This window comes from Pseudomonas sp. Pmew2, from assembly GCF_058129885.1.
This window is the reverse complement of the sequence record NZ_CM176702.1, coordinates 463,662-486,355: the sequence shown is the minus strand read 5'-3', so window position 1 is coordinate 486,355 and position 22,694 is coordinate 463,662. Positions and strand designations below refer to the sequence as shown.

Sequence of the window (22,694 nt, the reverse complement as noted above, 5' to 3'; positions counted from 1 at the left end):
GTCTCGATTGGTTGAAAAATCGATCGTGCTCCTAGTTGTGTTAAGTGTTGGCAGTTATCCAGATCCCACCCTAAGGTCTGGACCTTAAGCCCCGGAACTTCCCCCTCCCCATGCGAAGTCCGGGGTCTTTTTTGCCTGCGATTTACTCCGCAGGTGCCTTGTCTTCCAGTTCCATCCAGTCGGCCAGCACGGTGTAAGCCTCTTCCAGCCCCATGCGCTTGGGAGCCGAGAACAACTGGATGCTCACTGCATCGCCCCAGCCTTTGCGAATTTCGGCCTGAACCTTGAGCAGCGTGTTCTTCGCAGCGCCATAGGTCAGCTTGTCGGCCTTGGTCAGCAGAATGTGCATCGGCATGTTGCTGGCGATGGCCCAGTCCAGCATCAACAGGTCGAAGTCGGTCATTGGATGACGGATATCCATCATCAGGATCAGACCCTTCAGGCTTTCGCGGCTGCCCAGATAGGCTTCCAGGTGGCGCTGCCAGTGCAGTTTGAGCGGGATAGGCACTTTGGCGTAGCCGTAGCCCGGCAAGTCGACCAGACGTCGATTTTCATCCAGCCCGAAGAAGTTCAGCAGTTGAGTGCGCCCCGGCGTCTTGGAGGTGCGCGCCAGGCTGGCATGGGTCAGCGTGTTCAGCGCGCTCGATTTGCCTGCATTGGAACGACCGGCAAAAGCGACTTCAAACCCTTCGTCGTCGGGGCATTGGTCGACCTTGGCGGCGCTGAGCATGAACGTGGCCTGTTGGCACAGACCGAGGATGGGGTTTTTGAGTTGCATGTGATTTCCGGTGAAGGCCCTGCCTGCAAAGCGAGCGGCAAGAGGTGTCGGTTTCGTTTGGATGCGTAGGCATATAATGACACACCTGCCCCCCGGCCCACACTGGCACTGTATCGGGCCGCTCTGGCTGGCGGCTGGAACATTCAGACATGACCTGCTTCACTCCTTATGCAAAAAGGCCGTCCGTGGTCGCCCATTTTTACAACCTCAGCGTTACACTAACGAACTCAGGCTTTCGCGTTCGGTCGAAACCACCGTCGCTTGAAGGCGATTCAATCTGCTCAGGAGTAAAGCATGCGTAATCTGATCATCAGCGCCGCTCTGGTTGCCGCCAGTCTGTTCGGTATGTCCGCCCAGGCTGCCACGCCCATCGAGGCGGGCAAGCAATACGTCGAGCTGGCGAGCGCTGTGCCTGTTGCCGAGCCAGGCAAGATCGAAGTCGTCGAGCTGTTCTGGTATGGCTGCCCGCACTGCTACGCGTTCGAGCCAACGATCAATCCGTGGATTGAAAAACTGCCGTCCGACGTCAAGTTCGTACGCATCCCTGCCATGTTCGGCGGCCCGTGGGATGCACACGGCCAGCTGTTCATCACCCTCGACACCATGGGCGTCGAGCACAAGGTTCACGCGGCCGTATTCGAAGCCATCCAGAAAGGCGGCAAGCGTCTGACCGACAAGAATGACATGGCTGACTTCGTCGCCACACAGGGCGTGAACAAGGAAGACTTCCTGAAAACGTTCGACTCTTTCGCAGTCAAGGGCAAGATCGCCCAGTACAAGGAACTGGCCAAGAAGTATGAGGTGACTGGCGTTCCGACCATGATCGTCAATGGCAAGTACCGCTTTGACCTGGGTTCTGCCGGAGGTCCGGAAAAGACTCTGGAAGTTGCCGATCAATTGATTGCCAAAGAGCGAGCGGCTGCTACAGCCGCCAAGTAAGCGCCCGCCATGCGCCGCTGGGGCAAGGGCAGCACCCGTATCGTTGGCCTGCATGATCCGCAGGTCAACGAACATCATCTGACGCAAAACGGCCTGCCGGAAGACGGCAGGCTGCGTTTGCTCAGTTTCAATATCCAGGTGGGTATCAGTACCCAACGCTACCACCACTACCTGACGCGCAGCTGGCAGCATCTGCTGCCACATGGCGGCAGGGCAGGCAACCTGCAGAAAATCGGCGATCTGATCAACGATTTCGATCTGGTGGCGTTGCAGGAAGTCGATGGCGGCAGCATGCGATCCGGCTTCGTCAATCAGGTCGAGCACCTTGCTCAACTGGGTGGCTTTCCGTACTGGTATCAACAGCTCAATCGCAATCTCGGTCGCCTCGCCCAGCACAGCAATGGTGTGCTGAGTCGCTTGCGCCCGACCAAGATCGAGGATCATCCGCTGCCGGGTCCGGCCGGGCGCGGGGCAATTCTTGTCCGCTTCGGCGAAGGCGAAGATGCGCTGGTGGTGGTCATGATGCACCTGGCTCTGGGCACTCGTACCAGAACCCGGCAACTGGCTTACATTCGCGACCTGATCGGCGGTTATCGCCATCAGGTTCTGATGGGCGACATGAATACCCACGCCAATGACCTGCTGGAGCACTCGCCGCTACGCGATCTGGGCCTTTTGGCACCGCAAATCGAAGCGACCTTTCCAAGCTGGCGACCACAACGCTGCCTTGACCACATTCTGCTCAGCCCGACCCTCACGCTTGAACGCGTACAGGTACTGGCGCAGCCCATTTCCGACCACCTGCCGGTTGCTGTCGAGATTCGCCTGCCAGACTCACTGCGTGGGGACTCACTGCCTGTGCCCTCCGGTGGAAGCCTTGCATGAGCGACGACGCGGAGCGTTGGAAAGAGAAGTACCTCAAGGGAATCGAGCAACAGGATAAGCTCGAAAAGCGCTGGGATGCGCGGCTCGACTTGCTGCGCCGCGGTCTGGTGCGCAGCAGCCTGGCAGCAGAAGGCTCTGACCGCGCCGTCGATGAATGCATGAAGGAAATGCGCGAAATTGTCCGCAAGGACGATATGGACGCCGGTCTGGCAGCCTTGATTCCGCGCCTCGAAAAAGCCGTACTGGACTCCGAGCATCGCCGTGAAGTACGGGTCGGGCAAATTGGCTCGGCACTGACCGCACTGGTTGCACAACTGCAAGCGCTACCGTTGCCACGAGAGGTACGCAAGCCACTCAAGCGCTTTGCCAAGGACCTTGAAGAACGTGCATCGCAGGCGCGCGAGCTGCCTTTGCTGCTCAGCGAGTTGAGTGGTTTGCAGGGCCAGGCCCTGACCCTGCTCGAAAAGCACGAAGAGGGCCCACGCCAAGGGCTTCTGCAGCGTTTGTTCGGTTCACGGGACGAACATGGCAATGAGCGCCCTCCCGAGGCTGCCCACCCCGAAAACGCCCCTTCTGCTCAGGAAACGCATGAGACGCACGTGCAACCTGAGGCCGCGAACGCTCAAGCGCCGATAGACGTTGCCGCAGCGGAAGTAGAAGCTGCCATTGCCCCCGACATCGTCAACCAGAAGACAAAGGACGCACACACACTGCCGCCAAAGGTTTCAGAAGCCGAAACCGCTATCGTTACGGCACCTGAAACACCTGTGCCATCGCCAGCCGCAGCAGCCCTTGCTCCAGCCCTGGCCGAAACAGTCACCGAACCTGCGGTTGTCCCTGTCGAGCCTATCGATTTCACTGACCTGCTGGGCCCCGTTCCGTCAGTGCCCTACCAGCAAAGGCCTGTGCCAATAATCCAGGCACTGGAACAGCCGCAAGAGGATGCCGAATCAGAAACCGAAATGGTAGAAGGCGAAGAGGGTTATTCGCTGCCCTCCTCGCCAGAACCCAGCTACAGCTCGGTGGCGGCACACATTGAGGAAACCCTGCTGGGCCTGCTCGATGACCTGACCTTGTCGGAGCACTTCCGCCCGCAGGTCGAGGACATGCAGTTACGCTTGAAACATGGGCTCAACTGGTACGAACTGCTACCGATCCTCGACGATCTGGCAGTTCTGATGCTGGCAATCAACAACGGCGGCCAACAGGAATTCAGCACCTACCTCAAACAACTCAATGAGCGGCTCGAATCGTTTCAGAGCCATTTGCAGGCTGCCAGTGAAGATCATGCCGAGGATCAGTCCACAGCCCGCGACCTGAACGAGCAGTTGCGCGAACAGGTAGGCGGCCTGCAAATCAGCGTTCAGGACGCTTCCGACCTGACCAGTCTCAAGCAGGTGCTCGACAACCGCTTTGAAGGCTTGCTCAGCACCATGGACCACTACCAGCTCAAGCGTGACGCACGCGAGCGGGAAGTTGCCTCGCGGCTGCAAGGCCTTTCGGCCCGCGTTGCAAGCATGGAGCAGGAAGCGCTGGGTTTCAGGACTCACCTGGAAGAACAGCGCCAAAAGGCCTTGATCGACCCGCTCACCGGCCTGCCCAATCGCGCAGCCTGGGGCGAGCGCCTCGAACAGGAGATGAGCAAGTGGCAACACGAGAAAAACAGCCTGCTGGTGTGCATTCTGGACCTGGACCACTTCAAGCGAATCAATGACGGATATGGCCACCTGGCAGGCGATAAAGTGCTGAAGATCGTCGCCAACGTTTTCAGGAAACGCCTGCGCAGCGACGATTTCCTCGCCCGGTTTGGCGGTGAGGAATTTGTCATGCTGTTGCCTGCTACACCTCCCGGCACCGGTCTGACACTGCTCGACGAACTGCGCACGGCGGTGGAGTCATGTCCGTTTCACTTCAAGGGCGAACGCGTGACGATTACAGTGTCCATTGGAGTGACGGCTTTTCGAACGGCTGAACGCAGTGACACTGCGATCAAGCGCGCCGATCAGGCGCTGTACAAGGCCAAGGAAAATGGCCGAAACAGGGTCGAACAAGGCTGACTGAAACATTTTGACCTGAACGAGCACGTCAATGCCGAAGCTATTTGCACGCATGTTGTTATGATATTGCATTTCCCGCTGACGCTGCCGATCCCATGAAACTGTATTTCTCTGCCTTTCTGCTGCTCATCCTCACTGCCTGCGCCAGCGGCCCCAGGCTGGACACCAGCCATCCATCGGTGAACTTCGATGGCCGGGTTCAGTACGTGGTCATGCATTACACCTCGATCTCGATGGAAAAATCCCTCCAGCTTCTGACCCATGGAGAGGTCAGCAGCCACTATCTGATTGGCGATGACAGCAAGGCCACTATCTACAAGCTGGTCGATGAAAGCGCCCGCGCCTGGCATGCTGGCGAAAGCGAATGGGAAGGCCGTACCTGGCTTAATTCCAGCTCGATCGGCATCGAGATCGTCAACCCCGGCTTCAAGGACACACCGGCAGGCCGGTTGTGGTACCCCTACACTGAAGCACAGATCCAGTCGATCACAGTACTGCTCAAAGACATTGTCAAACGCAACAAAATCGATCCAAAACACATCATCGGCCACAGCGACATAGCGCCGACGCGCAAACAGGACCCTGGCCCGCTGTTCCCCTGGAAGCGCCTTGCTGCCGAAGGGCTCGGCATCTGGCCTGACGAACGTCTCGTTGCCCAGCATCAGGCATTGCTGGCAACCAACCTGCCAAGTATTAGCTGGTTCCAGCAACAACTGGCACGTCTGGGTTACAGCACCCCGCAGACCGGAGAGCTCGACACCGCCACGCGTCAGGTGCTGGCGGCATTCCAGATGCACTACCGCCCCGCGCGCTTCGACGGCGAACCCGATGCACAGAGCGCAGCCATCCTGCAGGTGCTTAACCGCGTCAATTAATCAGGGCACAACCTGATATTTGATGCTCTTATGAAGGGCATACAGGCAGCGCCTTCAAGGCCGTGCCGTCAAAGCGGCAACGCCATATAGAACTGCGTGCCCTGCCCGGGCCTTGAATAGACCCCCATGCGCCCGCCGTGCAGCTGAACGATCTCCTTGCACAGCGCCAGCCCGAGTCCGGCACCGCCTTTTTTGCGACCGACCTGCACGAAGGGTTCGAAGATTCGTCCCTGCTGCCCGTAGGCAATGCCCTCACCGTTGTCTTCAACGCTGATGATTGCCCGCTCGCCATGACGCCTGGCCTGCAGGCGAATCAGACCGTTCTGTGGCGTGTGCCGCAGCGCATTGTCCAGCAGGTTGTCCAGCACCCGCTCCAGCTGGGACTGATCGGCATGCAGGCGCGGCATGGGTTCCTGCATATCCAGCATCAGTACGATGTCCTGCTCAAGGGCCTTGTCCTCGAATCGCGCTCTGGCTTCTTCGAGCAAGGTTTCGATGGAGCACGGTGCCAGTTTGAGTTTCTGCAGACCGTTCTGGTAACGCGAGAAATTCAGCAGGTCATTGATGAGCTGCATAAGGCGCTGCATTTCTTCGGTGACCGTATTGAGCAGATCGGCCTCACGGGTTTCGGGGGCGAAATGCAGGCGCTCCTGGAGAAGACCGAATGCCATGTGCATACCCGTGACAGGCGTACGCAGCTCATGCGACGCGCGCAGGACGAACTCACTGCGCACCCTCTCGAAAGCACGCTGTTCGGTGACGTCATGCAGCACCATCACCGCGCCGAGGATATGGCCTTTGGTATGACTGACCGGCGTCATGCTGTAGGTCAGCAGGCGCGATTCACCGTCGATTTCGATGGCCAGGTCTTCCGGAGCACGCTCCAGCGTCCCGCCACGCAGTACCAGATGCAATTGCTCATCCAGCTCAGGTCGGCCCAACGCATCTCCAAGGCTCTGCCCGAGGCGACTCTCGTCCCAGCCGAGCTGACGCTGAGCCACAGGGTTCAAGTGCTCCAGATGCCCTTGGCGGTCAATCATCAGCAGACCATCGTCGATACTGTCGAGAACCGCTTGCAGACGCTGCTGGCCAGCCAGTAATTCATCAATATTGGTCGCCTGATGCTGACGCAGGGCTTCGGCCATGATGCCGAATCGCCGGGTCAACAGATTCATCTCGGCGGCCGACGAAATGGGCAGCGTGACTTCGTAGTCCCCTTCTCCGATGCGATCGGCAGCCTTGGCCAGCGCCTCGATCGGCGCACCGAAACGCCGGGCGATACCGTGCGCAGTCACAAAGCCGATACATAGCACCGCCAGCCCGACCAGCCCCAGCAAGCCCGCGATCCATAGTGCACGATCACGGGAGTTGATTTCGGCGCTGCTGATGTTCTCCAACGCCTTGCGATGTACAGCCAGCAAGCCGTTACGCAGGTTGTCGAAGCTGTCACTCAGCTGCGGTACGCCGCGTATGCCTCGCACATCGTTACCGTATTGCTTCCAGGTATCGATGAATTGCCGGTAATCGCCCTTGGTCTTTTCGAAACCATTGCGTACGTTTTGCTGGGTATCCTGTACCGAGCCCTCCTCCAGCAGCTCTTCAAACTGACTCTGGATTCTTTCCAGCTCAGCCTGATCGCGGTTGGCACCCGTCATCAACACCAGTTGATCACCCAGGTTCTGGCGCAGCTTCAAACCCAGATCCAGAATGGCAAAGTTATGCTGGATCAGTGATTCCTGAGTCCGGGCCATTTGCATGACGCTGACGAGCCCCAGCAGCAGTCCGAGCAAAGCAACGGTGATCAGTGCCGAGATACTCAGAAAGAGGCGGGTGCGCAGTTTCATGGCCAGCTTCATTTGAGGCCTTTCACAGGTTGTACTGTTTACGTTTGCGGTAAAGCGTCGACGCATCGATACCCAGCGTCTTGGCGGCCTGGTCAAGTGTTTCGCTGGTCGCCAGCACGGCTCCGATGTGTGCTTTCTCAAGCTCGTCCAGGCTCAAGGCGGCGCCGACACGCGGCGCATTGTTCGTCGGCTGCTCGGCCATACCCAAGTGGCTGATCTCCACACGCTCCTGCGGACAAATGATGCTGGCACGCTCGATGACGTTGCGCAGTTCACGAATGTTGCCAGGCCAGCGGTAGTTGAGCAGCGCTGCACGGGCCTCTTCACTGAACCCTCGAGCCGGGCGAGCGTACTCCTTGACGAAGCGCGCCAAAAACCGGTCCGCCAGGGTCAGGATGTCTTCGCTGCGCTCACGCAGGGCTGGCAGATGCAGAGTGATCACGTTCAGGCGGTACAGCAAATCCTCACGGAAGCGCCCGCTGCGCACCATGTCTTCCAGATTCAGGTTGGTGGCGGCCAGGATACGTACATCGGCACGTCGGGTAACCGGGTCACCCACACGCTCGTATTCCTTGTCCTGAATGAAGCGCAGCAGCTTGGGTTGCAGCGTCAGCGGGAAATCGCCGATCTCGTCGAGGAACAGTGTGCCGCCGTCCGCCTGATTCACACGGCCCAGAGTGCTCTCACTCGCACCCGTGAAGGCCCCGCGACTGTGGCCGAACAGTTCGCTTTCCATCAGTTCTGCGGTGAGCGATGGACAGTTGATCGTGACGCAGGACTTCTTTGCCCGCTTGCTCCAGCCGTGAATCGCCCGTGCCAGCTCGCCCTTACCGGTCCCCGATTCACCCAGAATCAGGATGTTGGCATCGGTCACGGCAACCTGGCGGGCAGTTTCCAGAATGGCCATCATCGAAGGACTGTGGGAATCCAGTCCGTCTTTGGGCTTGCGAACCTCGCCTTCCAGTGCCTCAAGGCGAGCAGACAGTTGGCGCACTTCAAGCTGTTTGGCGGTAGCAAGACGCAGCTGATCGGGGCTGCACGGCTTTACCAGATAGTCGGCTGCGCCCGCCTGAATGGCATCAACAGCCGTATCGACCGCAGAGTGTGCAGTCACGATGACCACACGCATCCACGGTGCCTGAATACGCATCTGCGCCAGTACATCCAGGCCGTTATCTTCACCCAGACGCAAATCGAGAAAGCACAGGTCGAAAACCTGGCGCTGCATGAGCGTGTCAGCCTGGGCTGCGCTGTTGGCAGTGGCGACACTGTAGCCTTCGTCTTCCAGACAGTACCGGAAAGTGCGGAGGATGGCGGACTCATCGTCCACAAGCAGAATACGGCCCTGATTCTCAGTGGCTGCTTCCATTTTTCCTACGCTCCTTAATGAATTGTCTCAGTTAGTCTCGGAATCATCGGGCAAGTTGCATGGTCAATTCTGATTGATTCTTCGGCATGCATGGTAGCTTTCTGAACGCCCAATGGCGAACAGCCTGATTAATCCGCGTTTATGTCGTTAAAGCCGTCCACTCGGAGACGAAATCCCATCTCAAAAGGAACGCTCATATGTTTTCACTGAAAAAGATCGCTCTGATCACCGCCGCCGCTGCGCTGCTTGGCAGCGGCCCGGTACTCGCCCAACCTGATTTGCCCACCCAACTCGCCGAGGCGCATCAGGAAGGTTCGATCTGGACAGCTTTCGCGCTGAACAAACATCTGAGCCCGTTCAAGATCGATGTAAACGTCGACCAGGGCACTGCGACTCTGAAGGGCAAGGTTGAAAACGAGGTTGATCGTGAGCTGGCCGAACGCATTGCGCTGGATACCAAAGGAATCGAAAAGGTCGACAACCAGCTGGAGGTAGACCCTGCCGTTGCCAGCGAGCCTGGTACGCGAACCAACATGGCCCAGCGCTTCGAAGATGCCACGCTGGTCGCGACGGTGAAATCCAAATTGCTGTGGAGCAGCGTGACTGAAGCGCTGACCATCGATGTTGATAGCAAAAATGGCGTGGTCACCCTCAAAGGTCGCGCGCAAAGCCCCGAGGCCAAAGAGCTGGCGGGCAGCCTGGCAAGCAATACTGACGGGGTGATCAGCGTCAACAACCTGATCAGCCTGAGCGCAGCCGACTCGATCGCTGCCAAGACCCAGCCCCAGACATTGACCCCGACCGAGGAAATGAGCGACGCCTGGATCACCAGCAAGGTGAAGGCGAGCCTGATTTACAGCCGGACGCTGGACGGACTCAACATCAAAGTGGATACCAAAGCCGGTGTGGTGAGCCTGAACGGCGTGGTTGCCAACTTTGCAGAGAAGGAACTGGCTGTGGAAATCGCGCGCAACATTCGTGGCGTCAAGGGAGTGAATGGCGACGCTCTGAAGGTCATGGCGCGTAGCGCAGGCTGATCGCCCAGGCGCACAACGCTGAACGCTTCGTGCAGAACGCACGATTACAAAGGTGTAATCGTGCAGCTTGCTGGTAGGACGCCTCTGCAAAACTCCGCAGGCCATTGATTTTAAAGGATTTAAATTACACCAACAAACTGGCATGCAGTCTGCAATAACCCATTCAACAAGGTCGATATACAACGACCCATCAGATTGAATGCCCACTCAGGCCAGGGGAGTTTGCAGATGAACAGCCAGCGTATTGCACAATTGCGTATCTCTCCCCTGCACATTCAGCAAGGTCTTTTTCTACTCCTTGCACTGCTTGTCACTCTGATCGCCATTCAGCAGTTCCAGCGTTGGAATCAAGCCAACGAAGCAACTCAAGCCAGACAGCAATTCATCCAGACCAGCAGCATTTCTTACCGCGGCGTAAGCGCCCCAGCGGTCAAGGATGCGTCCTCGAGCCTTCGCCCTGTCGATGGCCTGGTGTCTGTAGATGAAGTCGCACCGCAGCAAAAATGGGTTTTCTGACCCGACCTGAAAAATCGCAGCATTCACATTAAAACGGCACCAAAAAGGAGTATCACCATGTTGAGTTGGGCAATCACGTTTCTGATCATCGCCATTGTCGCTGCAGTACTGGGCTTCGGTGGTATCGCGGGCACGGCTACCGGTATCGCCAAGATCCTGTTCGTCGTCTTCCTGGTGATGTTCGTTGTGTCGTTCTTCTTCGGTCGTCGCGGTCGAGGCTGATAATGCACACGTCATTTCGCACAATGGCCGCCGCCCTGTTGATGGGCGGCAGCGCCATGGTCATGGCAGCCAATGATGGACAGTCTCGGGTCAACGAGCTTTTAAGCTCCGCTCCCGAGTACCGCACAACCTGGGCGAAGGTCGTCAAGAAGGAAGAGCGGTTGCCGGATTGGGTGATTAACCTGTCCGGAGCTTCCGAGCAGCAGATGACAGCGGCCACCGAAGACGGTGACAAGTATCTTGTCGGGCCGCTTTGCGAAACTGCCGATACGTGCAAAAGCAAACGCCTGATCGTGGCTTTCAGCCTCGACAAGGAAGATGCTTACGCCATGTTGGTTGAAGTACCTGCGGGCTTGCCTGCGGATAAATCACCAACTCGTCACGCGACTTACCGCTACCTGGGTAAGCCTGACGAGGGCATGCAAAAGCTCTTGAATGAAGAGCTGCGCAAAGACCCGAACTGGTATTGATTCAGAAGAAGGTATCGGCTTCAGAAGCCGATACCTCTCTTGTTTGTGCGGCCTGAGGAAGGTGCGCGCATGACCAAGGGGCCGGGATGCGTTGATCGAATGGATCGGCGTGACCTAGGGGTACAGGGAGTACCTCCGCCAAGGGCCGGGTCAGGCAAGCTGCCGTGCAAGTCCTCAAGAATGCGTCGACCTGTCGAACATCCTCCATGACCCGCACGGCGCTTTATGACCTTTACGATTCTTTCTAGATAGCGTCCCTCGGCAGCATCAGCCCTAAAGGCAAGCGCACTCGCGCCTCCAGGCCACCCCCCGAACGATTCCTCAACTCGACGTTGCCGCCGTGCATGGCAGCGATGCGCTTGACGATAGCCAGCCCCAGGCCGGTCCCCTTGCCACTGCGTGCGCGATCACCGCGAATGAACGGGTTGAAGATGGTATCAAGCTCGGATGGATCGATACCTGCGCCTCTGTCCAGTACGCTCAACACTACGTACGGCGCATTTCTGTCACCGGATACATAAGCGGCTACTTCGATACCGTTACCGGCATGATGCCTGGCGTTGCCGATAAGGTTGGTCAGTAGACGCTTCATCGATACGCGCCTTAGCGGGAAGGGCGGGATCGGTTCCAGACACAGACGGATGCTGTCTTCATCGTTATTGAAGGGTGCAACCACGTCGCGCACCAGATGCCCCAGATCGACTTCTTCAATCTCTTCGTCACGCCCATCGCGAATGAACGCCAGGAACTGGTCAAGAATGGCATCCATGTCCTCGATATCCCGCACCATGCCTTCGGAGAACTCATTGTCGTTCATCAGTTCCAGAGACAGGCGCAGACGCGTCAGTGGTGTACGCAAGTCATGGGAAACGCCAGCCAGCATCAGTTCGCGCTCCTGCCCTGCCTGCTCGACGTCTTCGGCCATCTGATTGAAGGCCCGATAGACTTCGGTCATCTCACTGGGTGTGTCACTGACCGGCAAGCGTATGCTGCGCCCCTGCCCCAACTGTCGAGCCGCAAAGACCAGACGCTTGAGCGGCTGATTCAATTGACGCACAAAAATCCACGCCGACGCTGTGGAGAGCAACCCGATGGCCAGGAACCAGCCCAGCACACTCCAGATTTTCTGGCCGCGTAACGGGTGCGGATAAAGCGGTACTTTCAGCCAGCCATCCCCAAGGCTCGGCGCCCTGACCCAGAGCGCGGGCGGTGCGTGCACACGCAGACGCACTTCCGTGTCGGCACCCAGCTCGGCCTGCATCTGCCGCTGGTAGATCTCACTGTATGGCCAGTGCTGCTCACCTTCCGGCACGCCACCGCCCACGACCCGAATCAGACCGGCCGCCTCGGCAATCGCCTCACGATCGTTTTCATCGGCAGCCCAATACGCGCGCAGCGTCAGCGCAACGCCGTGGCTGTACTGCCTGTCGACCAGCACGTCTTCGTTCATCAGCAGATAAACCAGCGTCAGGGCCTTGGAAAACAGCACGACGATGAGCACCAGCCAGAGCGTGCGAGAGAAAAAGCTTTGCGGAAACCAGAGCGGAGTCTTCATAACTGCAGCCATACACTTTGCAAGGCGAGCGAGGCTCGCAGGTTTGCCGAACGCGGGCCGGACCCGATGGACGAACGCAAAAAACCAGTACGCCGATAACCTTGAAAGAGATTATCGACGTAACTGGCGGGAATGACGGACTTCTGTGCTGACAACCGGCTTATCAGCGATTACCGGCACCATCCGGAACGAATACATAGCCTACGCCCCAGACGGTCTGGATATAGCGGGGCTTGGAAGGATCCGGCTCGATCAGGCGACGCAGACGGGAGATCTGTACGTCGATGGATCGCTCCAGCGCATCCCACTCCCGGCCGCGGGCCAGGTTCATCAGCTTGTCACGGGTCAGCGGCTCGCGAGCGTGCATGACCAGAGCCTTGAGTACCGCGAATTCACCCGTGGTCAGCATGTGCACCACGTCACCACGCTTGAGTTCGCGGGTTGCCAGGGACAGCTCGTAGTCGCCGAAACTGACCGACTCGTCTTCACTGCCGGGCGCGCCGGGTACAGGCGCAGCCTGACGACGCAGAACAGCCTTGACCCGCGCCATCAACTCGTCCGGGTTGAACGGCTTGGCCAGGTAATCGTCAGCACCCAGTTCGAGCCCCTTGATGCGGCTCAGCTCATCGCCCTTGGCGGTCAGCATGATGATCGGCACCTGATTGTTCGCGGCTCGCAGACGACGGCAGGCTGAAAGGCCGTCTTCTCCGGGCAGCATCAAGTCCAGCACCACAAGGTTGAACACCTCGCGGGCCAATAGTCGGTCCATTTGCTCCACGTTTGCCACGGCCCGGGCCCGGTAGCCCTTGCTGGTGAAAAAACGCTCCAGGAGACTGCTCAGCCCCGGATCGTCATCGACAATAAGGATTTTTTCGCCTTCAGCATTTTGTGCGGTGCTGCTCATCGGATGCTCCTCTGATCTCGGGGCGCATTATGGCGTAGCTGCGGTGATGCGCACCTTGTGCATTGTTAGCAGATTTTACTGAAGGCGGCACTTGTGCAGGCTTTTTCGCCGAAAAAAGACCACATTTGTCGGCCGATCCCCTAATCCGCCTTCGCCGGGTATAATGCGCCGCCCTCAAAGTCAGGCAACGCTGGCCTTGTGGCGGTTCGCCAGCGCTGAAAATAAATGCTGGCGGACGATATTCAGGCAAGGCAATTCGTACATAGCCCAGTTTTTTGCTCACAACTCCAGGTGGTTTTATGGACAGCATCAACAGCCGCATCGCCGAAGAACTCGGCGTACGCCCACAACAGGTCGCAGCGGCCGTAGCGCTACTGGATGAAGGCTCGACCGTGCCCTTCATTTCCCGCTACCGCAAGGAAGTGACCGGCAGTCTTGATGACACGCAATTGCGCCATCTGGAAGAACGCCTGCGCTATCTGCGTGAGCTGGATGACCGGCGTGTCAGCATTCTTGCCAGCATTGAAGAGCAAGGCAAGCTGACCCCGGAGCTGGCTCGCGACATCAAGCTGGCCGACACCAAGACCCGCCTTGAAGATTTGTACCTGCCTTATAAGCAGAAACGTCGCACCAAGGGCCAGATCGCCCTTGAAGCCGGCCTGGGCGAGCTGGCCGACGGCCTGTTCAACGACCCGAGCCTGACCCCGGACGCCGAAGCAGCCCGTTTTGTCGACGCCGAGAAAGGCGTGGCCGATGTCAAGGCTGCGCTGGAAGGCGCCAAGTACATCCTGATGGAGCGCTTCGCCGAAGACGCATCGTTGCTCGACAAGCTGCGCAGCTTCCTCAAACAGGAAGCAGTAATCAGCGCACGCGTGGTGCCGGGCAAGGAAGAGGAAGGTGCCAAGTTCCGCGATTACTTCGAACATGACGAGCCGCTCAAGAGCATGCCTTCGCACCGTGCTCTGGCGATTTTCCGCGGCCGCAACGAAGGTTTTCTCAGCTCCGCACTGAAAGTCGGTGAAGAACTGCCGGGTGCCATGCACCCTTGCGAACTGATGATCGGTGAACGCTTCGGCATCCAGAACCAGAACCGCCCTGCAGACAAATGGCTGGCAGAGGTGGTGCGCTGGACCTGGAAGGTCAAGTTGTACAGCCACCTGGAAACCGACCTGCTGGGCGAGCTGCGCGACGGCGCGGAGACCGAAGCCATCAACGTTTTCGCCCATAACCTGCACGACCTGCTGCTCGCCGCCCCGGCTGGCCAGCGCGCCACACTGGGTCTGGACCCGGGCCTGCGCACCGGCTGCAAGGTCGCTGTGGTGGACGCAACCGGCAAGCTGCTCGACTACGCGACCGTTTACCCGCATGTGCCGAAGAACCAGTGGGATCAGACCATTGCCGTGCTGGCTGCCCTGTGCGCCAAGCACTCGGTCGATCTGATCGCTATCGGCAACGGCACCGCCAGCCGCGAAACCGACAAGCTCGCCGCTGACCTGATCAAAAAATACCCAGGTCTGAAAATGACCAAGGTCATGGTTTCCGAAGCAGGCGCATCGGTTTATTCCGCGTCGGAACTGGCCGCCAAGGAATTCCCGGACCTCGACGTATCGATCCGTGGCGCGGTCTCCATCGCCCGTCGCTTGCAGGACCCGCTCGCCGAGCTGGTAAAAATCGATCCGAAGTCCATCGGTGTCGGTCAGTATCAGCATGACGTCTCGCAGCTCAAACTGGCGCGCGGCCTGGACGCGGTGGTTGAAGACTGCGTGAACGCTGTTGGCGTGGACGTGAACACCGCTTCGGTGGCGTTGCTGGCGCGGATTTCCGGCCTTAACACCACACTGGCGCAGAACATCGTTGCGCATCGCGATGAAAACGGCGCGTTCAAGACGCGTGCAGCGCTGAAGAAAGTCAGCCGTCTGGGCGAAAAGACCTTTGAACAGGCCGCAGGCTTCCTGCGCGTGATGACCGGTGACAACCCCTTGGACTCTTCTGCCGTTCACCCGGAAGCCTATCCACTGGTGCAGCGTATTGCGGCAGAAACCGACCGCGATATTCGCTCGTTGATTGGCGATGCGAGCTTTCTCAAACGCCTGGACCCGAAGAAATTCACCGACGAGACCTTTGGTCTGCCGACCGTGACCGACATTCTGCAGGAACTCGAAAAACCGGGTCGCGACCCGCGTCCGGAGTTCAAGACGGCAGAGTTTCAGGACGGTGTCGAAGAACTCAAGGACCTGCAACCGGGCATGATTCTCGAAGGCGTGGTCACCAACGTCACCAATTTCGGTGCGTTCGTCGATATCGGCGTGCATCAGGACGGTCTGGTACACATCTCGGCATTGTCCGAGAAGTTCATCAAGGACCCGCGTGAGGCGGTCAAGGCCGGTGATGTGGTGAAAGTGAAGGTCATGGAAGTCGACATTCCGCGCAAACGCGTCGGCCTGTCGATGCGCATGAGCGACACGCCCGGCGAGAAGGTCGACGGTGCACGCGGTGCACGCCCAGGCTCCTCGCCTCGCCAGCAGAACAGCGCTCCACGCAAGGAAACCACGGCACCCGCGCCCATCAACAACGCAATGGCTTCGCTGTTTGCCAATGCCAAGCAGTTGAAGAAGCGCTGATGGATATTCCTGAAGATCTGACCCAAAGTGCCTACTTCAAGATGCTCGGCTGCGAACTGCGGCGTCTGGACGAGGGCGTGGCGGAGGTTGCGTTGCCGCTGGAGGCGCATCTGCGCAATCGCGGCAACGTGATGCACGGCGGGGCAATCTTCAGTCTGGTCGATATCGCCATGGGGCTGGCCTGCTCCAGCTCCCACGGTTTCGACCAGCGCAGTGTCACCATCGAGTGCAAGATCAACTACGTGCGTGGCGTCTCCGAGGGAGAAGTCCTGTGCATCGCCAAGGTGCTGCACGCGGGTCGCCGCACGCTGGTGGTCGAGGCTGAAGTCGTTCAGGGCGACAAACTCGTCGCCAAAGCCCAGGGCACATTCGCACTCATCTAGACTGCGATAAAGGCTGATGAAAGCAATCACTGTGAACAGAACCTAGCCGTATCGACATCATTTAGGTTAATTTCGGCACCATTAGCGTGGTGCCGAGTCCATTTGGGTGGTACGACATAGAGCAGTGATTGTGAACAGGCGCTACAGACCAACCAGGCGACTACGCCAGTTCCTTTCTTCACCCTTGTAGACCGTCAAGTCCACCCCCATATCGGGGCGACCGATGCGTGAAGGATTACACCTTGAGCGAACTTTTAAACCGTCGTCTTGCATTGCTCGGCGAGCGCAACAACCTCTCTCTGCTGGAGCAGTGCCTGCACGGTATCGAGCGCGAGTGCCTGCGCGTTACCGCAACCGCAGAACTGGCACAGACGCCTCACCCGCAAGCTCTGGGTGCTGCACTGACCAACGGTCAGGTCACGACCGACTATTCCGAATCGCTGCTGGAGTTCATCACGCCTGCGCTGAAGAACCCGGCCGAGACCATCGATAGCCTGGACAAGATCCATCGCTTCGCCTACAGCAAGCTGGGCGACGAGTTGCTCTGGAGCCCGTCGATGCCATGCCCGCTGCCCGATGAAGAGCACATACCGATTGCCTATTACGGCACGTCGAACATCGGCAAGCTCAAATACGTGTACCGCAAAGGCCTGGCGCTGCGCTATGGCAAGACCATGCAGTGCATCGCTGGCATTCATTACAATTTCTCGTTGCCGGAGGACGCCTGGGCGCTGCTCAAGCAGACCGAAGACTTCGCTGGCGACGCGCGCGACTACCAATCGCATTCCTACATCGCGCTGATCCGCAACTTCCGCCGCTACAGCTGGCTGCTGATGTACCTGTTCGGTGCTTCACCAGCGCTGGATGCGGGCTTCCTGCGCGGCCGCAAACATCAGTTGGAACAACATTTCGACGCCGACACACTGTATCTGCCGTACGCCACCAGCCTGCGTATGAGCGATCTGGGCTATCAAAGCGACGCCCAGGCCGACCTGACCCCTTGCTATAACGACTTGGTCAGCTACACCGACAGCCTGCGCAAGGCCGTGGCCACGCCTTATAAGCCTTACGTCGATGTCGGCACTCATGACCAGAACGGCGAGTGGGTTCAGTTGAACACCAACGTGTTGCAGATCGAGAACGAGTACTACTCCAACATTCGCCCCAAGCGTGTGACCTATAGCGGCGAGCGCCCTATTCAGGCGCTTGTGGCCCGTGGTGTGCAGTACGTTGAAGTGCGCTGCCTGGACATCAACCCGTTCCTGCCTACCGGTATCAGCCTGGAGCAATCACGCTTCATCGATGCGTTCGTGCTGTACTGCGCGCTTGAGGAAAGCCAGCAACTGGCAAGCCATGAGTGTTCCAATGCAAGCTCGAACTTCCTGGCAGTGGTCAAGGAAGGTCGCCGTCCGGGCCTGAGCCTGCAGCGCAACAACAGCCCTGTTGATCTCAAGACCTGGGCAACCGAGCTGCTGGAAAAAATCACACCGATTGCCCGACTGCTGGATCAGGCCCAGGGCATCGATGAGCATATCAAGTCGATTGCCGTGCAACAGGCAAAGATCGACGATACCGCGCTCACACCGTCTGCTCAGGTGCTGGCCAGCATGGAAGCGCATAACGAGGGCTTTACCGCGTTCTCCCTGCGCCAGAGTCAGGTCCACGCCGAATACTTCCGCACTCACCCGCTGAGCGCTCAGGAACAGGCAGACTTCGAAGCCCAGGCCAAAACCTCGATCGAAGAACAGGCCGAGCTGGAAGCGACCGAGGAAGTGGTGGATTTCGACACATTCGTGGGGTCTTATCAGGCGAGCATTCTGTCGATCAGCAATTGATACGCGCAATTACTGTGGGAGTGAGCAAGCTCACTCCCACAAAATACTTATCGTGCGACGCTCCGCGTCGCATGCCGTTCTGGATGCTCTACGTCCACCCTCAGGCTTAAATCGCCTTTTCGAAGATCTTCGAATTACGCTGGTAGTTGTACAGCGACGCGCGGGCGCTTGGCAGGCGGTCGACGCTGCTGGGCTCGAAGCCACGCTCACGGAACCAGTGCGCGGTACGGGTGGTAAGGACGAACAGGGTCTTGATACCCAGCGCTCTGGCGCGGTTTTCAATGCGCTCCAGCAACTCGTCCCCGCGCCCACCGTGGCGATATTCCGGATTGACGGCCAGACATGCCAATTCGCCTGACTCCGAGTCCGCAATCGGGTACAGCGCCGCGCAGGCAATGATCAGCCCTTCCCGCTCGACCACGCTGAACTGTGTGATCTCGCGCTCCAGCACTTCGCGGGAACGACGTACCAGAATGCCCTGCTCTTCCAGCGGCGTGATCAGGTCCATCAAGCCGCCGACATCCTCAATGGCCGCTTCGCGCACCAGCTCGAACTGCTCCTGCGCAACCAGCGTACCGCCACCGTCGCGGGTGAACAGCTCGGTCAGCAGTGCGCCATTCTCGGCATAGCTGACGATATGGCTTCGCGCCACACCACCGCGGCAGGCCTCGGCCGCTGCATCGAGCAATTCAGCCTGATAGTTGGCACCCAGACGCTGCAAGTGCGCAGGTACCTGTTGCGGACGCAGCTCGCGCACCAGTCGGCCCTGCTCGTCCAGCAACCCGGTTTCGGCACCGAACAGCAGCAGTTTGTCGGCAGCCAGATCAATGGCCGCACGCGTGGCAACGTCTTCACAGGCCAAATTGAAAATCTCGCCGGTCGGTGAATAACCCAGCGGCGACAGCAGCACGATATGACGCTCATCCAGCAGGCGATTGATGCCCTTGCGGTCAACCCGACGCACTTCGCCGGTGTGCTGATAATCGACACCTTCCAGCACGCCGATAGGCCGTGCAGTCACCACATTGCCACTGGTCACCCGCAGCCGCGAGCCCTGCATCGGTGAAGCAGCCATGTCCATCGACAGGCGCGCCTCGATCGAGATGCGCAGCTGACCCACAGCATCGATCACGCACTCCAGCGTCTCGGTATCGGTGATGCGCATGTCGCGATGGTAACGCGGCGTAATGCCGCGCTGGGCCAGGCGGCTTTCGATCTGTGGACGCGAGCCGTGCACCAGCACCAGACGCACGCCCAGGCTGTGCAGCAGCACCAGGTCATGGACGATATTGCCGAAGTTAGGGTGCGCAACGCCGTCGCCGGGCAGCATGACGACGAAGGTGCAATCACGGTGAGCATTGATGTACGGAGACGCGTGGCGAAGCCAGTTGACGTATTCGGGCATGACAACAAGAGCCTGTAGAGAAAATGGACGAAGAGAAAAAGCACGCACAACGGTGTGGTGGTTATCGTCGGAACAGGCTTGGCAACACGCGCAATCTCCTTTTATTCAACGTTGATAGTACCGGGCTCACTGGGGAGTCAGGCAGTAATGTTCGATCAATTGACGTAACAGACGCACTGTAGGGTCCAGACGTGACATTTCGAGGTATTCCCCCGGCTGATGCGCACAGGCGATATCGCCCGGGCCGAGCACCAGCGTTTCACAGCCAAGGCGCTGAAGATAAGGCGCTTCGGTGCCGAATGCTACTGCTGCAGCCGTATGACCGGTCAGTCGTTCAGCAACGCGCACAAGTTCAACGTCAGCAGCCTGTTCGAAGGGCGCACACTCGGGGAACAGCGGAGCATAGTCGATCTTTACCTGGTGCAGCTCGGCCAGCGGCTCAAGCTTGTGGCGAATGGCTGCCCGCAGCACCTCAGGGTCCATGCCCGGCAATGGGCGCAGGTCAAATTCCAGCGAGCACTGGCCACAAATCCGGTTCGGGTTATCGCCACCATGAATGCAGCCCAGGTTCAGGGTCGGTTGCGGCACAGTGAACTGCGGGTTGCGGTATTGCGCTTGCCATTGCGTACGCAGGCCTTTGAGTTCGCTGATCGCGTCGTGCATGGCCTCCAGCGCGCTGTGGCCAAGGCTGGGGTCTGAAGAATGGCCGCTGCGCCCAAGGATGTGGATGCGTTCCATCATTACGCCTTTGTGCAGGCGAATCGGCTTGAGCCCGGTCGGCTCTCCGATAACTGCTGCGCGGCCCAGCGGACGTCCGGCCTCTGCCAGTGCGCGAGCCCCGGCCATCGAGCTTTCTTCATCGCAGGTGGCGAGGATCAGCAGCGGCTGTTTGAACGGTTGATCAATAAGCCCACGCACCGCCTCGATGATCAGCGCAAAGAAGCCCTTCATGTCGCAGCTGCCCAGCCCGACCCAGCGGCCATCGACTTCGGTGAGCTTCAACGGGTCGGTTTTCCACAGCGCCTCGTCGAAAGGTACGGTGTCGCTGTGGCCCGCCAGCACCAGGCCGCCCGGACCTGTGCCATAAGTTGCCAACAGATTGAACTTGCCGGGGGAAACCTGCTGGATGTCGCAGGCAAAACCCAGATCCCCGAGCCATCCGGCGAGCAGATCGATGACAGGCCGGTTGGTCTGGTCCAGAGAAGGCTGCGTGCAGCTCACCGATGGCGCAGCGATCAAGGCGGCGAACTGGTCTTTCATGGACGGCAACGGCATGGGCGCTTCCTGTAATCAAGACGAAACACGGCCCATCATAGGGCCATAGCAACCCAGGAATAAACCGTTTCGGGCCATGTCCTGTACACTGACGGCCTTAGCAGCCGTTCAGTCATGGGCTGCGCTCCCGTTTATCAGTATCAGCGTTTGGATTCCCCCGGCCATGCAAAAAGAAACAGAAATCAAACTCCGCGTCAGCCGCGAGACCCTCGCTGCACTGCGCGAACACCCGTTGCTCAAGAAGCGCAACAAGAGTGGCTGGGAGCGCCTTGAACTGTCGAACCAGTATTTCGATACCCCAGAGGGCGAGCTGGCACAGGCCAAAGTCGCCCTGCGCATCCGTCGCGATGGCGATCAGATCATCCAGACCATGAAGACGCGCGGGCAAAGTGTTGCCGGCCTGTCCGAGCGCAATGAATACAACTGGGACCTGAGCAAAGCCAAGCTCGACCTGAAAAAGCTCGAAGGCGATTGCTGGCCCGAGCAACTGGCCGGGCTGGACAAGAAAACCATCAAGCCGTTGTTCACCACCGATTTCATCCGTGAAAAGGCCGAAATTGCCTGGGGTCGTGGCAAGGCCAAAGTGGTGATCGAAGCCGCGCTGGACCTGGGCCAGGTGGTTGCAGGCAAGCAAAAGGAAGAAATCTGCGAGCTGGAGCTTGAACTGCGCGAAGGCGAACCTGCCGCGCTGCTGGAACTGGCCGCCGAGCTGGCTGCAACGCTGCCGTTGATGCCGTGCGATATCAGCAAGGCAGAGCGCGGTTATCGTCTGCTTGATGCCGGCAGCTACTCGCTGAGCCTGCCAGCACCCGCACTGAATGCAGAAACTCCGCTCGACGAAGCCTACTCCGCGCTGGCCTGGCACCTGCTGGGCAGCAGCCAGCGTCTGGCCGAGCAATACCGTTTCAACGGCCACTGGCGTCTGCTGCAGGACTGGGTCGAGATGCTCGCCGAGTTGCGTGCCCTGACCAGCAGCCTTGGCCAGGCCGCCCCACGGGCCTCGACCGCGCAACTGCGTACCTCGCTGGACGCCTTGCTGGAAGACTGGCGCCCGCTGGTTCAGGCCGGGCAGGAAGATGCCGATGTACGCGGTGCCGCCCACGAGCAGTTTCTGGAAGAGTTGCAGGACACCCGCTGGGGCGAGTTCTCGCTGAACACTTCGCGTTGGTTGCTGGCGCGCAGCTGGACCACAGAGCGCAATACCCGTGGCAATCGTCAGGGCGCTGCGCTGTTGAGCAGCTGGCTGCCACGCCTGCTGGGTGAAGAAGCGACGTCGCTGCAACTGAGCCGCTATCAGCAGCAGCCAGAAGACCTGGCCGAACAACTACCGCGCATCGAGCGCATTCAGGCCTGGCTGCACTGGGCACGCGGCGCGCTTGAGCTGCCGGAGCTGGACCGCCTGTACGGCGAACTACGCAAGCTGGAAGAACTGGCCAATATGGACATCAGCGATGAAGTCCTTGATGCACGCGTGCAACAGGCAATCACCGTATTCCAGAGCCGCGCGTGGAAAACCCTGTTGCGTTTGTAACGGCTGGATTTCGTGGCGTTGATTATCGTCCCCACGCTCCGCGTCCGATCTTGAACATGTGGTGCGGCGCAAATTTGTGACGCAGAGCGTCACGAACTGCATGCCAACGCGGAGCATTGGCACGATAGTCATCTTGATGCGTAGGTTAACTATCGTTCCCACGCTCTGGTATGACCCCCGAAGGTTGGACGCA

19 protein-coding genes are annotated in these 22,694 nt (G+C 59.0%); 12 read left to right on the top strand and 7 right to left on the bottom strand.

Features of this window, described 5'->3' with window-relative positions:
• Window positions 1–142: 142 nt before the first annotated feature.
• A complete protein-coding gene (gene yihA, locus AC4ANK_RS02260; RefSeq protein ID WP_044320891.1) occupies window positions 143–778 on the bottom strand; it encodes a ribosome biogenesis GTP-binding protein YihA/YsxC in 636 nt (211 codons plus the stop codon).
• A 294-nt stretch (window positions 779–1,072) separates the two neighbouring features.
• Between yihA and AC4ANK_RS02255 the strand changes: the two genes are divergently transcribed.
• The 4 genes from AC4ANK_RS02255 to AC4ANK_RS02240 all read left to right on the top strand — a co-directional run bounded on the left by AC4ANK_RS02255 (window position 1,073) and on the right by AC4ANK_RS02240 (window position 5,534).
• The gene (locus AC4ANK_RS02255) at window positions 1,073–1,717 is read left to right on the top strand and encodes a thiol:disulfide interchange protein DsbA/DsbL (protein WP_002555687.1); all 645 of its coding nucleotides are present in this window, start codon (window positions 1,073–1,075) and stop codon (window positions 1,715–1,717) included.
• Window positions 1,718–1,726: 9 nt separating this feature from the next.
• Window positions 1,727–2,602 (top strand): endonuclease/exonuclease/phosphatase family protein, encoded by an 876-nt coding sequence (locus AC4ANK_RS02250; RefSeq protein WP_002555686.1) that lies wholly within the window; start codon window positions 1,727–1,729, stop codon window positions 2,600–2,602.
• Window positions 2,599–4,659 carry a GGDEF domain-containing protein gene (locus tag AC4ANK_RS02245; RefSeq protein WP_002555685.1) on the top strand — a complete coding sequence of 687 codons (2,061 nt, stop codon included), beginning with the start codon at window positions 2,599–2,601 and terminating at the stop codon, window positions 4,657–4,659. Before AC4ANK_RS02250 ends, AC4ANK_RS02245 begins: the two co-directional genes overlap by 4 nt.
• A 95-nt stretch (window positions 4,660–4,754) precedes the next feature.
• The gene (locus AC4ANK_RS02240) at window positions 4,755–5,534 is read left to right on the top strand and encodes an N-acetylmuramoyl-L-alanine amidase (protein WP_002555684.1); all 780 of its coding nucleotides are present in this window, start codon (window positions 4,755–4,757) and stop codon (window positions 5,532–5,534) included.
• A gap of 68 nt (window positions 5,535–5,602) precedes the next feature.
• On the opposite strand, the gene AC4ANK_RS02235 is transcribed toward AC4ANK_RS02240, so the two are convergent.
• Window positions 5,603–7,390, bottom strand: a complete 1,788-nt coding sequence (locus AC4ANK_RS02235) for a KinB sensor domain-containing domain (protein ID WP_002555683.1) — start codon at window positions 7,388–7,390, stop codon at window positions 5,603–5,605.
• A 10-nt stretch (window positions 7,391–7,400) separates the two neighbouring features.
• Entirely contained in the window at window positions 7,401–8,747 is a 1,347-nt protein-coding gene (algB, locus tag AC4ANK_RS02230) for a sigma-54-dependent response regulator transcription factor AlgB (RefSeq protein WP_002555682.1), read from the bottom strand.
• 197 nt (window positions 8,748–8,944) lie between these two features.
• Between algB and AC4ANK_RS02225 the strand changes: the two genes are divergently transcribed.
• The 4 genes from AC4ANK_RS02225 to AC4ANK_RS02210 all read left to right on the top strand — a co-directional run bounded on the left by AC4ANK_RS02225 (window position 8,945) and on the right by AC4ANK_RS02210 (window position 10,992).
• Window positions 8,945–9,784 carry a BON domain-containing protein gene (locus AC4ANK_RS02225; protein ID WP_002555681.1) on the top strand — a complete coding sequence of 280 codons (840 nt, stop codon included), beginning with the start codon at window positions 8,945–8,947 and terminating at the stop codon, window positions 9,782–9,784.
• A gap of 228 nt (window positions 9,785–10,012) precedes the next feature.
• On the top strand, window positions 10,013–10,300 hold the full coding sequence (locus AC4ANK_RS02220; RefSeq protein WP_002555680.1) for a hypothetical protein: 288 nt from the start codon (window positions 10,013–10,015) through the stop codon (window positions 10,298–10,300).
• A gap of 57 nt (window positions 10,301–10,357) precedes the next feature.
• Complete coding sequence (locus AC4ANK_RS02215; protein WP_002555679.1) at window positions 10,358–10,522, top strand: DUF1328 domain-containing protein; 165 nt, start codon at window positions 10,358–10,360, stop codon at window positions 10,520–10,522.
• Window positions 10,523–10,524: 2 nt separating this feature from the next.
• The gene (locus tag AC4ANK_RS02210; protein ID WP_002555678.1) at window positions 10,525–10,992 is read left to right on the top strand and encodes an inhibitor of vertebrate lysozyme family protein; all 468 of its coding nucleotides are present in this window, start codon (window positions 10,525–10,527) and stop codon (window positions 10,990–10,992) included.
• 244 nt (window positions 10,993–11,236) lie between these two features.
• On the opposite strand, the gene AC4ANK_RS02205 is transcribed toward AC4ANK_RS02210, so the two are convergent.
• Window positions 11,237–12,547 carry an ATP-binding protein gene (locus AC4ANK_RS02205; RefSeq protein ID WP_031595541.1) on the bottom strand — a complete coding sequence of 437 codons (1,311 nt, stop codon included), beginning with the start codon at window positions 12,545–12,547 and terminating at the stop codon, window positions 11,237–11,239.
• A gap of 163 nt (window positions 12,548–12,710) precedes the next feature.
• On the bottom strand, window positions 12,711–13,451 hold the full coding sequence (ompR, locus tag AC4ANK_RS02200) for an osmolarity response regulator transcription factor OmpR (protein WP_002555676.1): 741 nt from the start codon (window positions 13,449–13,451) through the stop codon (window positions 12,711–12,713).
• Between the two features lie 299 nt (window positions 13,452–13,750).
• On the opposite strand from ompR, the gene AC4ANK_RS02195 reads away from it, so the two are divergent.
• From AC4ANK_RS02195 to gshA, 3 genes are all read left to right on the top strand, one after another.
• Window positions 13,751–16,072 carry a Tex family protein gene (locus tag AC4ANK_RS02195; protein ID WP_002555675.1) on the top strand — a complete coding sequence of 774 codons (2,322 nt, stop codon included), beginning with the start codon at window positions 13,751–13,753 and terminating at the stop codon, window positions 16,070–16,072.
• Window positions 16,072–16,455, top strand: coding sequence for a PaaI family thioesterase (locus AC4ANK_RS02190; RefSeq protein ID WP_002555674.1), 384 nt, complete (start codon window positions 16,072–16,074; stop codon window positions 16,453–16,455). The genes AC4ANK_RS02195 and AC4ANK_RS02190 overlap by 1 nt, the downstream gene beginning before the upstream one ends.
• A 242-nt stretch (window positions 16,456–16,697) precedes the next feature.
• Window positions 16,698–18,290 (top strand): glutamate--cysteine ligase, encoded by a 1,593-nt coding sequence (gene gshA / locus AC4ANK_RS02185; protein ID WP_002555673.1) that lies wholly within the window; start codon window positions 16,698–16,700, stop codon window positions 18,288–18,290.
• Window positions 18,291–18,396: 106 nt separating this feature from the next.
• Here the strand turns inward: gshA and argA are convergent, their stop codons facing one another.
• Together argA and argE are read right to left on the bottom strand one after the other, a co-directional pair.
• Window positions 18,397–19,695, bottom strand: a complete 1,299-nt coding sequence (gene argA / locus AC4ANK_RS02180) for an amino-acid N-acetyltransferase (RefSeq protein ID WP_002555672.1) — start codon at window positions 19,693–19,695, stop codon at window positions 18,397–18,399.
• Between the two features lie 126 nt (window positions 19,696–19,821).
• Window positions 19,822–20,970 (bottom strand): acetylornithine deacetylase, encoded by a 1,149-nt coding sequence (gene argE / locus AC4ANK_RS02175; protein ID WP_002555671.1) that lies wholly within the window; start codon window positions 20,968–20,970, stop codon window positions 19,822–19,824.
• Between the two features lie 163 nt (window positions 20,971–21,133).
• On the opposite strand from argE, the gene AC4ANK_RS02170 reads away from it, so the two are divergent.
• The gene (locus AC4ANK_RS02170; protein WP_002555670.1) at window positions 21,134–22,501 is read left to right on the top strand and encodes a CYTH domain-containing protein; all 1,368 of its coding nucleotides are present in this window, start codon (window positions 21,134–21,136) and stop codon (window positions 22,499–22,501) included.
• Window positions 22,502–22,694 lie beyond the last annotated feature (193 nt).

Excerpts from the sequence above, each read along its gene's own strand:
- AC4ANK_RS02225 (WP_002555681.1), top strand. The coding sequence starts at position 8,945 with ATGTTTTCACTGAAAAAGATCGCTCTGATCACCGCCGCCGCTGCGCTG.
- argA (WP_002555672.1), bottom strand. The coding sequence starts at position 19,695 with ATGCCCGAATACGTCAACTGGCTTCGCCACGCGTCTCCGTACATCAAT.
- AC4ANK_RS02190 (WP_002555674.1), top strand. The coding sequence starts at position 16,072 with ATGGATATTCCTGAAGATCTGACCCAAAGTGCCTACTTCAAGATGCTC.
- AC4ANK_RS02195 (WP_002555675.1), top strand. The coding sequence starts at position 13,751 with ATGGACAGCATCAACAGCCGCATCGCCGAAGAACTCGGCGTACGCCCA.
- algB (WP_002555682.1), bottom strand. The coding sequence starts at position 8,747 with ATGGAAGCAGCCACTGAGAATCAGGGCCGTATTCTGCTTGTGGACGAT.
- AC4ANK_RS02250 (WP_002555686.1), top strand. The coding sequence starts at position 1,727 with ATGCGCCGCTGGGGCAAGGGCAGCACCCGTATCGTTGGCCTGCATGAT.
- AC4ANK_RS02245 (WP_002555685.1), top strand. The coding sequence starts at position 2,599 with ATGAGCGACGACGCGGAGCGTTGGAAAGAGAAGTACCTCAAGGGAATC.
- ompR (WP_002555676.1), bottom strand. The coding sequence starts at position 13,451 with ATGAGCAGCACCGCACAAAATGCTGAAGGCGAAAAAATCCTTATTGTC.
- AC4ANK_RS02235 (WP_002555683.1), bottom strand. The coding sequence starts at position 7,390 with ATGAAGCTGGCCATGAAACTGCGCACCCGCCTCTTTCTGAGTATCTCG.
- yihA (WP_044320891.1), bottom strand. The coding sequence starts at position 778 with ATGCAACTCAAAAACCCCATCCTCGGTCTGTGCCAACAGGCCACGTTC.
- AC4ANK_RS02170 (WP_002555670.1), top strand. The coding sequence starts at position 21,134 with ATGCAAAAAGAAACAGAAATCAAACTCCGCGTCAGCCGCGAGACCCTC.
- AC4ANK_RS02210 (WP_002555678.1), top strand. The coding sequence starts at position 10,525 with ATGCACACGTCATTTCGCACAATGGCCGCCGCCCTGTTGATGGGCGGC.
- argE (WP_002555671.1), bottom strand. The coding sequence starts at position 20,970 with ATGCCGTTGCCGTCCATGAAAGACCAGTTCGCCGCCTTGATCGCTGCG.
- AC4ANK_RS02215 (WP_002555679.1), top strand. The coding sequence starts at position 10,358 with ATGTTGAGTTGGGCAATCACGTTTCTGATCATCGCCATTGTCGCTGCA.
- AC4ANK_RS02255 (WP_002555687.1), top strand. The coding sequence starts at position 1,073 with ATGCGTAATCTGATCATCAGCGCCGCTCTGGTTGCCGCCAGTCTGTTC.
- AC4ANK_RS02220 (WP_002555680.1), top strand. The coding sequence starts at position 10,013 with ATGAACAGCCAGCGTATTGCACAATTGCGTATCTCTCCCCTGCACATT.
- AC4ANK_RS02240 (WP_002555684.1), top strand. The coding sequence starts at position 4,755 with ATGAAACTGTATTTCTCTGCCTTTCTGCTGCTCATCCTCACTGCCTGC.
- AC4ANK_RS02205 (WP_031595541.1), bottom strand. The coding sequence starts at position 12,547 with ATGAAGACTCCGCTCTGGTTTCCGCAAAGCTTTTTCTCTCGCACGCTC.